The sequence below is a fragment of the Clostridioides sp. ES-S-0010-02 genome, assembly GCA_020641055.1.
Lineage (GTDB): Bacteria > Bacillota > Clostridia > Peptostreptococcales > Peptostreptococcaceae > Clostridioides.
In genome coordinates this window covers 410089-426800 of record CP067345.1, presented here as the reverse complement: position 1 = coordinate 426800, position 16712 = coordinate 410089, and the positions used below count along the sequence as shown (strand labels likewise).

Annotated in this window: 10 protein-coding genes and 3 rRNA genes; all 13 read right to left on the bottom strand. The window is 35.0% G+C overall.

Features of this window, described 5'->3' with window-relative positions; all coding sequences use genetic code 11:
• Positions 1-40 precede the first annotated feature (40 nt).
• The gene (locus tag JJC01_02470; GenBank protein UDN58755.1) at positions 41-1303 is read right to left on the bottom strand and encodes an alkaline phosphatase family protein; all 1263 of its coding nucleotides are present in this window, start codon (positions 1301-1303) and stop codon (positions 41-43) included.
• Between the two features lie 103 nt (positions 1304-1406).
• The gene (locus JJC01_02465; protein ID UDN58754.1) at positions 1407-2711 is read right to left on the bottom strand and encodes an ABC transporter substrate-binding protein; all 1305 of its coding nucleotides are present in this window, start codon (positions 2709-2711) and stop codon (positions 1407-1409) included.
• 30 nt (positions 2712-2741) lie between these two features.
• Positions 2742-3602 (bottom strand): carbohydrate ABC transporter permease, encoded by an 861-nt coding sequence (locus JJC01_02460; GenBank protein ID UDN58753.1) that lies wholly within the window; start codon positions 3600-3602, stop codon positions 2742-2744.
• 43 nt (positions 3603-3645) lie between these two features.
• Positions 3646-4515, bottom strand: a complete 870-nt coding sequence (locus JJC01_02455; GenBank protein UDN58752.1) for a sugar ABC transporter permease — start codon at positions 4513-4515, stop codon at positions 3646-3648.
• Positions 4499-5569, bottom strand: a complete 1071-nt coding sequence (locus JJC01_02450; protein UDN58751.1) for an ABC transporter ATP-binding protein — start codon at positions 5567-5569, stop codon at positions 4499-4501. The genes JJC01_02455 and JJC01_02450 overlap by 17 nt, the downstream gene beginning before the upstream one ends.
• A 393-nt stretch (positions 5570-5962) precedes the next feature.
• Positions 5963-6079, bottom strand: a 5S ribosomal RNA gene (gene rrf, locus JJC01_02445).
• A gap of 115 nt (positions 6080-6194) precedes the next feature.
• Positions 6195-9091, bottom strand: a 23S ribosomal RNA gene (locus tag JJC01_02440).
• Positions 9092-9372: 281 nt separating this feature from the next.
• Positions 9373-10872, bottom strand: a 16S ribosomal RNA gene (locus tag JJC01_02435).
• Together the 16S, 23S and 5S rRNA genes form the textbook arrangement of a ribosomal RNA operon.
• 193 nt (positions 10873-11065) lie before the next feature.
• Positions 11066-11644 (bottom strand): bifunctional precorrin-2 dehydrogenase/sirohydrochlorin ferrochelatase, encoded by a 579-nt coding sequence (locus JJC01_02430; GenBank protein UDN58750.1) that lies wholly within the window; start codon positions 11642-11644, stop codon positions 11066-11068.
• A 169-nt stretch (positions 11645-11813) separates the two neighbouring features.
• Entirely contained in the window at positions 11814-12779 is a 966-nt protein-coding gene (gene hemB / locus JJC01_02425; protein UDN58749.1) for a porphobilinogen synthase, read from the bottom strand.
• A 15-nt stretch (positions 12780-12794) separates the two neighbouring features.
• Positions 12795-14294: a uroporphyrinogen-III C-methyltransferase gene (gene cobA, locus JJC01_02420; GenBank protein ID UDN58748.1), complete on the bottom strand. Its 1500-nt coding sequence runs from the start codon at positions 14292-14294 to the stop codon at positions 12795-12797.
• Complete coding sequence (hemC, locus tag JJC01_02415; protein UDN58747.1) at positions 14284-15189, bottom strand: hydroxymethylbilane synthase; 906 nt, start codon at positions 15187-15189, stop codon at positions 14284-14286. The genes cobA and hemC overlap by 11 nt, the downstream gene beginning before the upstream one ends.
• 29 nt (positions 15190-15218) lie before the next feature.
• On the bottom strand, positions 15219-16697 hold the full coding sequence (locus JJC01_02410; GenBank protein UDN58746.1) for a cobalt-factor II C(20)-methyltransferase: 1479 nt from the start codon (positions 16695-16697) through the stop codon (positions 15219-15221).
• Positions 16698-16712: the final 15 nt, after the last annotated feature.

The following is a 16712-nucleotide window of genomic DNA, read 5'->3' as shown; positions in this document are numbered from 1 at the left end:
AGAAGTCTATAAGTAATGGAAAATAAATACTTTATCCAGTTTATATAATGAAATCAAATGCTTCTTTTTCAACTCCGTCTAGCTTCAAATCGAATAGTCTTAATATAGTTGCTGCATGAGCTCTTAAGTCGCCTTCTTCCTCTACTACGCCTGTTTTTATTTTAGGTCCAAAAGCTATAAACGGAGGTCTATTCCCCTTAGTAGGTAAATGACCATGTGTAGCAACAGCAAACTTGTAATCTTTTATATCAGAATCCTTTATAATATTTCCTTCTAAATCATTTCCAAATGAAATTCCTTCAATTCCTTCAATTACCATTTCAAAGTCGCCTTCAAGTCCAAGATTGGATGCTTCTTCTCTGGTAAATATATTCTCTATAAATAATTCTTCTTTAAACTCTTCAAGCAATACTCTCAACTCTTCTAATCTATTTTGGTTATTTACTATTATCTGTGCTGATATACCTGACGAATTTACATAGGCATCAAAATTCTTAACTACTCCATTTTCTACTGTTATAAATCCATGTGATTTAAGTAAAACATTTGGATTTACAACTTTATCAACTCTAAGATGACCATGGTCTCCAAGTATTATAAAATTTGTATCTTCATATGTACCTGCATCCTTTGTAGCTTGAATTATATCTCCTAACCATTTATCATTCATTTTCAAGGCTTCATTTACTTTTTCATTAAACAAACCATGGTTATGTCGTGTATGGTCCAAAGTTGCTAGATGTATTAACATTAAATCTGGATTATATTCTTTTATTACATCTATAGCACAATTTACTCCAAACAAATCCATATTAGGCTCTAATTTCCAATCAATATAGTGACAATGTCTATCATAAATACTATCCATTATAACCTTACTTGAACTTTTTTCAAAAATTTCTCTTGGGTCATCTTCTCTATTAGGAGCCCATATCTCTGCAATATTATAATCTATATTTGGATTTGCACCCATTACAGGCCATAAGATACTAGAAGTAGTCAGATTATTGTCCTTTGCTACATCTATAATTGTCTTTACTTTTATATCTTTTGAATACCAATACCAATCTTTATTTTCTTTATTGGGGTCAAATTTTTCATTATGATATATTCCATGTTTTTTAGGATATACTCCTGTAACCATACTTGTATGACAAGGATATGTTAAAGTTGGATATACACAATTTATATTTTTCACCATAGAACAATTTTCTAAGATAGATTTAAAATTTGGTAGATTCTTTACAAATTCTAAATCTTTTTCAAATAAAGAATCTACTGATAATACTATAACTTTTGTCATTTACATTACCTCTTCATTCATATATTATTGGATACATTCAATCAATCTATAATCTATATATGTTACAGGTGATATTTCATCAACATTTCATACCTGTCTATAATTATTTATTAGTCTTGTCTATTACTGCTTGCATTGCAGAAGTTCCTTTGCTTACTGCATCTTTTGGCGCCACATTTAAATCAGTAAGACCTTTTTTAATTTCATCCATTAACTTATCAGTTGCTTCTTTATATCCATTTAACATTGGAAGGGCAACAGCATATTGTAATTGGTCAGTTGCAACTTTATATTGTGGCTTTTCTTTATACAATGTTTGTAATTTTTCTGATTTAGTTGCATCTTCAGTTGTTGGCAGATATCCTGTTGATGAACTAAATTGAACTATTTTATCTGTTTGAGTCATCCATTCCATAAATTCTGCACTTGCATCTTTTTCTTTGTCTGTTCCACCTTCAAGCATAACTAAGTTTGCTCCCCCTGTAGGCGTTGCATATTTTTGATTTTTTGGTAAAAATGCTGTTGATATTTCAAACTTACCGTCTGTTTGTTGCATAAGACCTGCTAAATCTGCTGTTGATGTAAATATCATACCAACTTTACCATTTACAAAATCTTGCTTTGCTACATCCCAAGCATTATAATCTTCACCAGGTGGCATTTTCATTATTCCAGATTTCATCATATCTTGCCAGAATTTAACTGGTGCTTGACCTGCTTCATTATTGAATGCTACTTTTTTTCCATCAGTTATTTCTCCTCCACTTTGCATTACCATAGCTTCATAGAACCAAATATCTATTGGAGTTTCAAATCCATACGTATCTTCTGATTTGTTTGTCATTTTACTAGCATATGTTTTAAGTTCTTCCCATGACTTTGGTCCTGAAGGGTCAAGGCCTGCTTTAACTGCCATATCCTTATTTATGTATAGTATTGGTGTACTTCTATTAAATGGCATACCAACAAACTTATTTTCATAATATGAATTTGTTAGAAGACCAGAAAAAAATCTTTCTTGGTATGCCTTATCAAAGTATTTACTCATATCTACTAAAGCTCCTGCTGATGCAAATGTACCTGTTTGAGTTATTTCTAATAATGTTACATCTGGTTGGTCTTTAGAAGTTAATGCAGCTTGTAATTTTGTTGCATTTTCATAGTAATCTTTTTGTTTTAGCATATTTACTTGTATGTCTTTATGTTCACTATTAAACTGGTCAACCATTTTTTGTGCAGTTTCACCATTAGTTCCACCCAAAGGTGCCCAGAAATCTATCTTTGTAATATTGCTATCTGTCTTTTCTCCTTTAGATGTATTTGAGTCATTAGAATTTGAACACCCAACTAAAGAACCTAATAATAATGTTATTGCTAATCCTGTTGCTAATTTTCTTTTAAGCTTCATTTCCATCCTCCAAATTTAGTTTTTGACTTTTTATTTTATTCCTGAATACATAAAAGCTTCTTTTACTTTTTTATTTGCAAATATATAAACAAGAATTATTGGTAAAATTAAAATTATATTTCCTGCCATTATTACATTCCATGCAGTAATTCCTTCTGAAGATTTAAGAAGAGCTACTCCGATTGGTAAAGTCCTTATTGCATCTGTATTTGTCATTACTAAAGGCCAGAAATAGTTATTCCAATGATATATAAAATTAAATAATATAAATGTTATTACTGCTGGTTTTGCCATAGGAACCATTATTTTAAACATTATTTTTAAGTCCGAAGTATTGTCTAATTTAGCTGCTTCAATAATCTCATCTGATATCTGCATAAAATTTTGTCTAAGCAGAAATATACCAAATGAAGATGTCATAAATGGAATTATAAGTGGCACATATGTATTTATAAATCCAAATTTACTCATCATCATATATACAGGTAAAAAAGTTACTTGTGGAGGAATCATAAGTCCTATGAGTAATAGTCCAAACAATACCTTCTCACCTCTAAATTTAATCTTAGAAAATGCATAAGCTGCAGGAACCATCACTAAAAACTGTACGATTAAAATACTACCTGTCACAAAGATACTATTTAATAAATATCTAAAAAATGGTCCTGAATTCCATGCTGTAGTATAATTTCCTAGTACTATATCGTTTGGTATTATTGTAGGTGGTAGTTGCATCATTTCTTGTGGGTTTTTAAAAGATGTTGACAGCATCCATATAAAAGGGAATATAAATATTGCAGATAAAAGTAGTAGAATTAATACTTCTATTGATTTTGATACTATTTTCTTTATATCAGCTTTATCTTTTTTAATAGGTCTTATAATGTCCATTTTGTCCTCCTTTTTAACACGCCTTATAATATATATTTTTTATTTATTGATAATGAACTTTTTTTGATAATAGTCTGAAATTAGCATATGTAGCAATCATAACTATGGCTAATAAAAACATACTTGCTGCACTTGCTTGCCCTATATCGTAATATATAAATCCAGACTCATATATATAATAAGATAACATGTTAGTTGAACCTAATGGACCACCTTGTGTCATTATGCTTATTTCGTCAAATACTTGAAATGATGCTGTTGTTGTTGTTATCATGAGAAAAAATATTGTTGGCGATAATAATGGCAATGTTACCTTAAAGAAATTCGTTATCTTGTTTGCATTGTCTAGTTTAGAAGCCTCATATATATAGTTTGGTATCGATTTAAGACCTGATAACACGATTAAAATATTGTATCCAAGAGTTTTCCATATTCCTATTAGAATCAATGACATTAAAGCTGAACTTTCACTTGAAAGCCATTTTGATGTTGGTAAATGCAATGTTGACAGTATCCAGTTTAAAAAGCCATATTGTGGCTCCATAATCCAAAGCCACAATACAGCTACAGATACTAGTGAAATTACATGTGGTGTAAAGATTATACTTTGTGTCAAATTGTGTATTATAGAGTTTTTATTTAACCAAACAGCAAGTACTATAGCTAGTGATATAGATATAATTACCATAAAAAAAGTATAAATTGCAGTATTCGTTATAGTTTGTATAAACTCTGGATTTTTTAAAAGCTCTGTGTAATTATTTAATCCTACATTTTCGAAAGTTGAACTAAGAAGACTTCCTGATTTGAAACTCAGCGATATTGTCTTAATTATTGGATATACTATAAACAGTAAAGTTCCTATAATTGCAGGTGTTATGTACAAATATGCTTTATTAAATTGCTTTTTCATAAATATCTCCTTTGATTTTAGAATACATATTCTTACATTCTTTTATATCATTTATTCTTTGCCCATCTTTATTAAAATAATATAAATCCTTTTCTAATACATTTACTTTCAAAGTTTTCCCTATATCAAATATATCGTTTTCTGTTTTAACCCTTACTTCACTGTCAAGAACAGATAAACAGTATATAGTTTCGTTTCCTAATACCTCTTTAGTTATAACCTTTCCAAGTAAATTAAAAGTATCATCATTTTTTATATCTATATTTATACTTTCTAATACAGCTTTTTCAGGCCTAAATCCAAGTTTGATATTATCCTTCATATTTAATATGTTCATACAAGGATTTCCGATAAATTGTGCCACAAACAAATTTTTAGGGTCTTGATATATTTTTTTTGGAGAACCTATTTGCATTATCTCTCCTTTGTTCATTATAACTATTTTATCCGCCATTGACATTGCTTCGACTTGGTCATGAGTTACATAAACAAATGTAGATTTTAATTTTTGATGTAACTGTATTAATTCTGTCCTCATTTGATTTCTCAGTTTTGCATCTAAATTTGATAATGGTTCATCCATTAAAAATACCTTTGGATTTTTAACCATTGCTCTAGCTAATGCTACTCTCTGTCTTTGTCCTCCAGACAAATTTCCTGGCTTTACATTTAAATATTCTTGTAATCCAACTATATCAATAACCTCTGTTATAAGTTCTTCTCTTTTTTCTTTTGGAACTTTTTTATTCTTTAAACCAAATTCTATATTTTCTTTTACAGTCATATGTGGATATAATGCATAATTCTGAAATACCATAGCTATATCCCTCTTACTTGCATCAGTTCTTGTTACATCATTTTCTTCAATTTTTAAATTACCTGAAGTTATATCTTCAAGCCCAGCAATCATTCTTAGTGTAGTAGATTTTCCACAACCACTTGGGCCTACCAATACCGTAAAAGAACCATCTTCTATAGTAAGGTTCAAGTTCTCTATAACAGTGTTCTTTTTATCATAAGATTTTGTGACATTTTCTAGTTTTATATCTGCCATTTTTTATCCTCCTCAAAATACTTTGTTTAGTCATACGATTTACTTATAAATTAATAATACTCTTTATTTGTAAAGGACATATTAAGACAAAGTGAACATATAGTAAATTTATTAAAATAGATGTTAAATCACATATATTTTCTGTTAAATTATACTAAACTTAAATAAATATACTGACTAATAAGATAGAATTAAAATAAATAAAATAACTGATATAGCAAATTAGACATAATAAAAAAGACCTCTATGGGGGATAGAGGCCTTTAAGTGGGGGAGATTGAGTAATTTATTTTTGCTATTAAGTTTTACAATTATATTATGTCCCAAATTTGCCATGTCTAAACACAAAAAATAAAAATTTTTTATTTTTTATAAATTTACTCAAAAAAAATTACGTGGCTACGTCCTACTCTCCCAGGCAGTTTCCCACCAAGTACCATCAGCGCTAGAGAGCTTAACTTCTGTGTTCGGAATGGGAACAGGTGTATCCTCTCTGCTATTGTAACCACATAATCTTTATGCTTAATATTACTATTAAGTTATTGAGACTAGTAAAACTAGATTCTTTAGAGTTAGCACTCTAAAAACTACATATATATTTTAATCAATGAACATCAAATAAATATTGGTCAAGTCCTCGACCTATTAGTATCGATAAGCTAAATACATTGCTGCACTTACACCTTCGACCTATCAACCAGATAGTCTTTCTGGGGTCTTACCCTTGCGGTGGGAAATCTTATCTTGAAGTTGGCTTCGCGCTTAGATGCTTTCAGCGCTTATCCATTCCGTACATAGCTACCCAGCCATGCCCTTGGCAGAACAACTGGTACACCAGAGGTACGTCCATCCCGGTCCTCTCGTACTAAGGACAGGTCTCCTCAAATTTCCTACGCCTGCGACGGATAGGGACCGAACTGTCTCACGACGTTCTGAACCCAGCTCGCGTACCACTTTAATGGGCGAACAGCCCAACCCTTGGGACCTACTACAGCCCCAGGATGTGATGAGCCGACATCGAGGTGCCAAACCTCCCCGTCGATGTGGACTCTTGGGGAGATAAGCCTGTTATCCCCAGGGTAGCTTTTATCCGTTGAGCGATGGCCCTTCCACGCAGAACCACCGGATCACTAAGTCCGATTTTCATCCTTGCTCGACCTGTATGTCTTGCAATCAAGCTCTCTTTTGCCTTTACACTCTACGTACGATTTCCGACCGTACTGAGAGAACCTTTGAGCGCCTCCGTTACCTTTTGGGAGGCGACCGCCCCAGTCAAACTGCCCACCTGACAGTGTCCCAAGACCAGATTCATGGCCTATGGTTAGAGTCCCAGTACTACAAGGGTGGTATCCCAAGGATGGCTCCGCCAAAACTGGCGTCCTGGTTTCAAAGCCTCCCACCTATCCTGTACATGTAGTACCAAGACCCAATGTCAAGCTACAGTAAAGCTCCATGGGGTCTTTCCGTCCTGTCGCAGGTATCCGGCATCTTCACCGGAATTACAATTTCACCGAGTCTGTTGTTGAGACAGTGCCCAAATCGTTACGCCTTTCGTGCGGGTCGGAACTTACCCGACAAGGAATTTCGCTACCTTAGGACCGTTATAGTTACGGCCGCCGTTTACTGGGGCTTAAGTTCACTGCTTCGATTACTCTAACAGATCCCCTTAACCTTCCAGCACCGGGCAGGCGTCAGCTCCTATACATCGTCTTGCGACTTAGCAGAAACCTATGTTTTTGGTAAACAGTCGCTTGGGCCTATTCTCTGCGGCCACCGTATGGTGGCACCCCTTATCCCTAAGTTACGGGGTCATTTTGCCGAGTTCCTTAACAACAGTTCTCTCGCGGGCCTTAGGATACTCTCCTCACCCACCTGTGTCGGTTTGCGGTACGGGTACCTTTAACCTCGATAGAGACTTTTCTTGACAGTGTGAAATCAGCTACTTCGCTACTAAATTTCGCTCCCCATCACATCCCAGCATTATCAAAGCGGATTTACCTACTCTGACTGCCTCAATGCTTGGGCACACATAACCAACAGTGTGCTTAGCTTATCCTACTGTGTCATCCCATCTCTCAAACGGTTATCGGTAGTACAGGAATATCAACCTGTTGTCCATCACCTACGCCTTTCGGCCTCAGCTTAGGTCCCGACTAACCCAGGGCGGACGAACCTTCCCTGGAAACCTTGGGTTTACGGCCTGTGGGATTCTCACCCACATCTCGCTACTCATGCCAACATTCTCACTCCCATACTGTCCACATGTCCTTACGGTCATGCTTCAACCCGTATGGGAAGCTCCCCTACCCATCATTACTGATGCCGTAGCTTCGGTAGTAAGTTTTAGCCCCGGAAATCTTCGGCGCAGGATCACTCGACCAGTGAGCTATTACGCACTCTTTGAATGAGTGGCTGCTTCTAAGCCAACATCCTGGTTGTCTGTGCAATCCCACATCCTTTACCACTTAACTTACATTTAGGGACCTTAGCTGACGATCTGGGCTGTTGCCCTTTCGACTATGAATCTTATCACCCACAGTCTGACTCCCAAGTATAAGATGACGGCATTCGGAGTTTGATAGTCTTCGGTAGGTGCAATACCCCCTAGGACATTCAGTGCTCTACCTCCGTATCTCTCACCTTGAGGCTAGCCCTAAAGCTATTTCGGGGAGAACCAGCTATCTCCGGGCTCGATTGGAATTTCACCGCTACCCACAAGTCATCCCCGAGCTTTTCAACGCTCGTGGGTTCGGACCTCCACGAAATTTTACTTTCGCTTCATCCTGCTCATGGGTAGGTCGCCCGGTTTCGGGTCTACGTCAAGTAACTGAACGCTCAGTTAAAACTCGCTTTCGCTACGGCTCCACACCTTAAGTGCTTAACCTTGCTACTTAACGTAACTCGTTGGCCCGTTCTACAAAAAGTACGCGGTCACACAAGAAATGTGCTTCCACAGCTTGTAAGTGCAGGGTTTCAGGTTCTATTTCACTCCCCTCCCGGGGTTCTTTTCACCTTTCCCTCACGGTACTATACGCTATCGGTCACTAGGTAGTATTTAGCCTTGGAGGGTGGTCCCTCCTGCTTCCCACAGGGTTTCACGTGTCCCGTGGTACTCTGGATCATATCTGAAGTTTTCTCGTTTGACATACAGGACTATTACCTTCTGTGGTGGGTCTTTCCAAACCTCTTCAATTACGATACCTCTTCGTTTAAGATATGTCCGCAACCCCAATAAAGAAAACTTTATTGGTTTGGGCTATTCCGCGTTCGCTCGCCGCTACTTACGGAATCGAATTTCTTTCTCTTCCTTCAGGTACTTAGATGTTTCAGTTCCCTGAGTTCCCCTCATTAAGCTATGTATTCACTTAATGATACTTAGACATTACTCTAAGTGAGTTTCCTCATTCGGAAATCTTCGGATCAAAGTTTACGTGCAACTCCCCGAAGCTTATCGCAGCTTATCGCGTCCTTCATCGGCTCCTAGTGCCAAGGCATCCGCCCTGCACCCTTAATAACTTGACCAGTTAAAAAGGTTTGATAGATTAGAAGCTATCAACTTCGATAATTTTTAAAAGTTATCAGCTTTATATATTACAAATTAGATGTCATATCACTAAATATATATGCAGTTTTCAAAGTGCTAACGCACAGCACCAACAGATAAATTCCGTTGCTTAAAGTGCTAACGCACAGCGCCAACAAACAAACTTCACATGCGTTCAGTTTATTCTGTTGCTCAAAGTGCTAATTGAGTATTCGTAAAAACGAACCCTCAAAATTAAACAGTAGGCAATTCTCCTTAGAAAGGAGGTGATCCAGCCGCACCTTCCGATACGGCTACCTTGTTACGACTTCACCCCAGTTATTGATTCCACCTTCGACGACTTCTTCCAAAAGGTTAGATAATCGGCTTCGGGCGTCTCCAACTCCCGTGGTGTGACGGGCGGTGTGTACAAGACCCGGGAACGCATTCACCGCAGCATTCTGATCTGCGATTACTAGTAACTCCAGCTTCATGTAGGCGAGTTTCAGCCTACAATCCGAACTGAGAGTAGCTTTAAGGGATTAGCTCCACCTTACGGCTTGGCAACCCTCTGTACTACCCATTGTAGCACGTGTGTAGCCCTAAGCATAAGGGGCATGATGATTTGACGTCATCCCCACCTTCCTCCAGGTTATCCCTGGCAGTCTCTCTAGAGTGCCCAACTTAATGATGGCAACTAAAGACAAGGGTTGCGCTCGTTGCGGGACTTAACCCAACATCTCACGACACGAGCTGACGACAACCATGCACCACCTGTCACCAATGTCCCCGAAGGGAACTCTCCGATTAAGGAGATGTCATTAGGATGTCAAGCTTAGGTAAGGTTCTTCGCGTTGCTTCGAATTAAACCACATGCTCCGCTACTTGTGCGGGTCCCCGTCAATTCCTTTGAGTTTCACTCTTGCGAGCGTACTTCCCAGGCGGAGTACTTAATGCGTTAGCTGCGGCACCGAGGGGGTAACCCCGACACCTAGTACTCATCGTTTACAGCGTGGACTACCAGGGTATCTAATCCTGTTTGCTCCCCACGCTTTCGTGCCTCAGCGTCAGTTACAGTCCAGAGAGCCGCCTTCGCAACTGGTGTTCCTCCTAATATCTACGCATTTCACCGCTACACTAGGAATTCCACTCTCCTCTCCTGCACTCAAGTCTCCCAGTTTCAAGAGCTTACTACGGTTGAGCCGTAGCCTTTCCTCCTGACTTGAAAGACCGCCTACGCACCCTTTACGCCCAGTAAATCCGGATAACGCTAGCCCCCTACGTATTACCGCGGCTGCTGGCACGTAGTTAGCCGGGGCTTCCTCCTCAAGTACCGTCATTATCTTCCTTGAGGACAGAGTTTTACGACCCGAAGGCCTTCATCACTCACGCGGCGTTGCTGCATCAGGCTTTCGCCCATTGTGCAATATTCCCCACTGCTGCCTCCCGTAGGAGTTTGGACCGTGTCTCAGTTCCAATGTGGCCGATCACCCTCTCAGGTCGGCTACTGATCGTCGCCTTGGTAAGCCGTTACCTTACCAACTAGCTAATCAGACGCGGGTCCATCCTGTACTGGCTCACCTTTGATATTCAAGAGATGCCTCTCAAATATGTTATCCCGTATTAGCATACCTTTCGGTATGTTATCCGTGTGTACAGGGTAGGTTACCCACGCGTTACTCACCCGTCCGCCGCTCTTTACCGAAGTAAATCGCTCAACTTGCATGTGTTAGGCACGCCGCCAGCGTTCATCCTGAGCCAGGATCAAACTCTCAAATAAAAGTTTATCAGGCTCAGATACTATTGTTATCTAAATATCTGGCTTTATGGTTTGTTTCTTGTTTTATAAATTAACCTACTGTTTAATTTTCAAAGTTCATTTTTCATGTTTGCCCTTTTCTTAAGGACAAGTAATACTATATCACCTTAAAAATAATTCGTCAACAGCTTTTTTATATTTTTTTTAAAAAACTTTATACATTAAACTTTTTTAATTCATCTAAATCAAGTACTATCAACATATTAAGTATACTTTTTCTTTTATTTTTATCTTGATATTTTTTTATAACTTCTTTTCTAATCTCGCCTAACACGTTCAAATATTCCTCATAATCCTCAGTATATTTTTCTTCTAGCTCCTTTTTTATTTTTGAAGACAAAGATGGACTTTTACCCCCTGTGGATACACTTATAAGCAAATCACCTCTTTTTACATATGATGGAACAGTAAAATTTGATATTTCTACATTATCAACAACATTTACTAGTTTTTTATTTTTTCTACAATATAATCCTATTTCTAAATTCAGCTCCCTATTATCTGTAGCAGCAATTATCACAGAGCTACTTTCTATATATTCTTCTTTATAATCGTCTTTTATTATATTTATGTTACCTTCTAAATCATGAAACTTATTTAAAATATGTTTAGAAACTACAGTAACACTCTTATTAAAATCTAAAAAGTTTTTACATTTCCTATATGCAACCTCTCCTCCTCCTATTATGACTACATCTAAGTCATCTAATTTTAAGTTAATAGGATATAGCATTTTTTACCCTCCAAAATTTTTATTAAATACATAAACAAATATAGAAATTGTAAAGTCACTTATATTTTCATTTACTAAGATTATAGATTACTAAACTTGTAGATGAAAATATTTTAAAATAACAAATTACAATTTCTATACTTTTCATAATACTTTATATTTTAATAGCTTATTTTCTTAATAATTTAGCAATATCTTTAGCAAAGTAAGTTATTATTATATCTGCTCCTGCTCTCTTTATAGATGTGATTGCTTCAAGAATTACATCTTCATTTAATAATCCTTCTTTAACAGCTAACTTAAGCATAGAGTATTCTCCACTTACATTATAAGCAGCTAAAGGCAAATCAAAATTATCTTTAACTCTTCTTATAACATCTAAATATGATAATGCAGGTTTAACCATAAGTATATCTGCACCTTCTAATACATCAAGTTCTGTTTCTATCATAGCTTCATTGCTATTTGCAGGGTCCATCTGGTATGTCTTTCTATCTCCAAATGATGGTGCTGAATGAGCTGCTTCTCTAAAAGGTCCATAAAAATTTGAAGCGTATTTGACACTGTAAGCCATTATACCGATATTTTCCAAACCATTTTCATCTAAAGCTTCTCTTATTGCTTGTATTCTTCCATCCATCATGTCAGATGGAGCAACCATATCTGCTCCTGCTTTAGCATGACTTACAGATATCTTAGCTAAATATTCTAATGATTTATCATTATCAACATAACCAGTATCTGTTAAAATTCCACAATGTCCATGACTTGTGTACTGACACATACAGACATCTGTTATTACATTTATATTTGAATCTATTTCCTTTATCTTTCTAATCGCTTTTTGTACTATTCCATTCTCATTAAATGCTTGTGATGCACATTCGTCTTTTTCATCTGGTACACCAAATAACATTATATGTTCAATTCCTAAATCTCTTATTTCTTTTATTTCTTCTTCTAACATGTCTATTGATAAGTGATAAACATCTGGTAAAGATTTAATTTCTTCTTTTACATTCTCCCCTTCTACTACAAATAAAGGATATATTAAATCTTCTACATTTACTTTAGTTTCTCTTACCAAATTTCTTATTGCTTTACTTGCTCTTAGTCTTCTTGGTCTTCTTAACATCTCAATCCTCCAAAATTAATTTTCTATAATTAAATCTACTAATCCATTTATTGTAGATGTTGTAGCCTCTTTATATAAATTTATTCCTAAATTATTTATTGCCTCTGTAGTTATAGGCCCTATAGACAATACTTTTATTTTATCTAAAATTTTAATATTTTCTTTTCCTATAATCTCAATAAGATTATTTACTGTTGATGAACTTGTGAATGTTATATAATCTATCTCATTCGAATTTAAAATATCTAATATTTCATTTCTTTTATCTTCATCTATCACGGTTCTATATGTATGTATTTCTGTTACTTCACAAATTTCCTTAAGCTTATCAACTAAATAGTCTCTAGCATTTTCTGCTCTAGGTATAAGTATCTTATCATTTTCAGTTAAAATTGGTGATAGCTCTTCATATAATGATTCTGCTACAAATTTTTTTGGTACTATATCTGCTGTAATTCCTCTTTTCTTCAATTCACTTGACGTTGCTGAGCCTATTGCACATATCTTTAGGTTAGATAATATTCTTGAATCAAAATTCACTTCATAAATCTTCTCAAAAAATATTTCTACTGCATTTTTACTGGTTAGTATTAGATAGTTATATTCATTTATATTTTTTATTTCATTTTCCAATTTAGTATTATTCTGTATTTTTTCTATCTTAATAGTAGGTATCTCTATTGGATTCCCACCTAAATCCATTATCTTTTCTACTAAGACACTATTTTGATTTCTAGACCTAGTCACAGCTATACTTTTTCCAAACAAAGGTTTCCCCTCAAAGAAATTCAGTTTTTCTCTAAGTCCTACAACACTTCCAACTACTATAAGAGTTGGTGGTTTTACTTCTTCTTTGATAGCAACTTCATAGACATTTTCAAGTGTAGATGTAACAACCCTTTGATTATATCTAGTTGCCCAACTTATAAGAGCAACTGGTGTATCTTTACTCTTTCCCTCTTTCATCAAGTTTCCACTTATTTTCTTCAAGTTAGAAATCCCCATCAAAAACACAAGAGTGCCTTTATTGTTTGCAAGAGCATTCCAATTTAATTCCCCACTATCATCACCTTTCAGATGACCTGTTATTACATGAAATGATGAAGCATGGTCTCTGTGTGTTATAGGAATACCCGCATAGCATAAACCTCCTATTGCAGAAGTTATCCCTGGAACTACTTCAAACTCTATACCTTCATCCACTAGAGTCTCTGCTTCCTCTCCACCTCTACCAAATACATAAGGGTCTCCACCTTTTAAACGAGTCACAAGTTTTCCTTCTTTAGCTTTTTCTGCTATAACTCTATTTATATCTTCTTGTGGCAAAATATGATTGCTTGATGCCTTTCCTACATATATAAATTCACAATCTGTTTTAGCTTCTCTTAAGTAACTACTATTTGCTAATCTATCATATACTATTACATCCGATTTTCTTATACACTCTAAGCCTTTCAGAGTCATGAGTTTATAATCTCCTGGTCCTGCACCTACTAAGTAAACCTTACCCTTCATAACTTTCATACTCCTTCAATACAAGTTTAGCTAACTTTAAACCTAACTCTCTAGGAGAAGAGATATCTCCTTCTATGGACTTAATTACTATTTTATCTCCTTCTGAATCTCCATATAAACCAGTAAGATGTATTTTATCTTGATTTATTTCACAATAAGCTGCCATTGGAATATGACAACTTCCATTCACACCATCTAAAAATCCTCTTTCAGCTAATATTTGGATTTCTGTATCATTATCTTTTAGTGAGTTCACTATCTCCTCAACATCACTATCATTACTTCTTATCTCTATAGCTAAAGCCCCTTGAGCAGGTGCTGGAATGACAACATCAACAGGTAAATAAGAACTTATTTTATCTTGTAAATTAGCCCTTATTATTCCTGATGCAGCTAATACAATTCCATGTAGATTTTCATCTTTGATTTTTCGTATTCTAGTCTCTACATTTCCCCTAACTTGAACTATGTTTAAATCAGGTCTTTGCTTTAATAATTGAAATTTTCTCCTTTTACTCCCTGTTCCTATTACTGCTCCATGAGGTAAATCATCTAGGCTTTTATATTCATCTCTAAGTATTAACACATCTCTTGGGTCTTCTCTTTTAGGTGTATGAGCAAATTTTAGTCCATCTGCCAAATAAGAAGGCATATCTTTCATACTATGTACTGCTATATCTATCTGTCCATCCAATAATTGTTGCTCTATTTCTTTTACAAATAATCCTTTATCACCTATTTTATCTAATGAAACATTTTGAATTATATCTCCTTTTGTTTTTATAATTTTGATTTCAAAATTAATATAAGGATATTTCTTTTTTAGCTCATTTATTACCCATTCAGTTTGTATAAGTGCTAGATTACTACCCCTAGTTCCAACCACGATATTCATATTAAATCTCCTTTAAATATTACATTCGTCTATTTTATTTTGTTCTCTTTATTTACTAGTATCGTAGAAAAATAAGATATCTTATCTTCAAGATGTGCTTCTCTTAAATCCTTAAATACAGTTTCACTATCTTGAGACGAATTACTAACTAAAATAGCATGTTCTATCAGATTATATTTTTCTAATTTTTTTATTATTTCTTTAAAATTCTTATACACTTTCATTAACACTATAGAATTATAATTTTGTAGAGCATTCTCTATCTTATCATCTTCCATAGTACAAGGAACTACTACTAATGCTTCTCTATCCATAACTAATGGAAAATTTTGATTAGATGCTATATTAGAAAACGAAGAAATTCCTGGTATAGTTTCTACTTCTATCTCATCTACTATTCTGTTCATTATATACACATATGTACTATAAAGCATAGGGTCACCCAATGTTACAAATCCTACATTTTTACCATTATTAACATCTGATATAATTTCCTCTGCTACATTGTCCCAAGCTAGTTCTTTTTCGTTTCCATCAAAACTCATTGGGAAATGTCTAGATTTTATCTCTAGTGATTCTGGTAAATATTCATTAACTATTGATAATGCCAAGCTTTCTCCACCCCTTTTTGACTCTGGAGTGTATAAAACATCTAGTTTTTTTAGAGTATTAACTGCTTTTATTGTAAGTAAAGAACTATCTCCTGGTCCTGTTCCTATACCATAAAACTTAGCAGTTTCTGCACATTTAAGAGTATGACGAACAAATTTATCTTGTATATAAGGATTTTCTCCTAGCCCTTTTAAATGAATTTTCACATTAAATCCATTATCTTCAAGTATTGTCTTCCAAGAATCCTCTTCATCTCCTGCCATATCATTTATGGCATGGTCACCTGCAACTAACATAAATGGCATTAAATTTATAGTTTTTATATTTCCTTCTTTTAATCTTCTCATTACATGTTCTATTTCTGGATAACCTTCAACCGTACCAACATAAGCATTTACTCCATTATCTCTAAGCATATATTCTAAGGCTGGATATGCTGAATGAGACTCATGAACTGTTCCATGACCCATAAATACTACTGCTTCATCACTTTCCATATGAGGAATTTGATGTTTAATTGCCTCTACTGATTCTTGATAATCCTCTATGTGAGTAAGTAAAGGTCTACCTAATATAAGTTTTTTAAATTTAGAGGAATAGCTTTCTACTTGTTCTTTTAGCTTATTAAATTCTTCTCCACATATAATATGAAGCGTTTGAATTATTACTTCGTCATACCCTTGCTCATATATTTTATCTAAAGCTTGTATAGGGTTGTCTATTTCTATGCCATCTCTTTTTTTTATTTTATTTATTATCATATTTGATGTATACGCTCTAAAAAAATCATAGTTTTTTAACGAATTCTTTATTTTATTTTCACACACATCTATTGTCTTTTCTCTTGTTTCATGGTAGCTTGTCCCAAAACTTACTACTAATAAGGCTTTCTTCATATCTTCTCCTCCTAA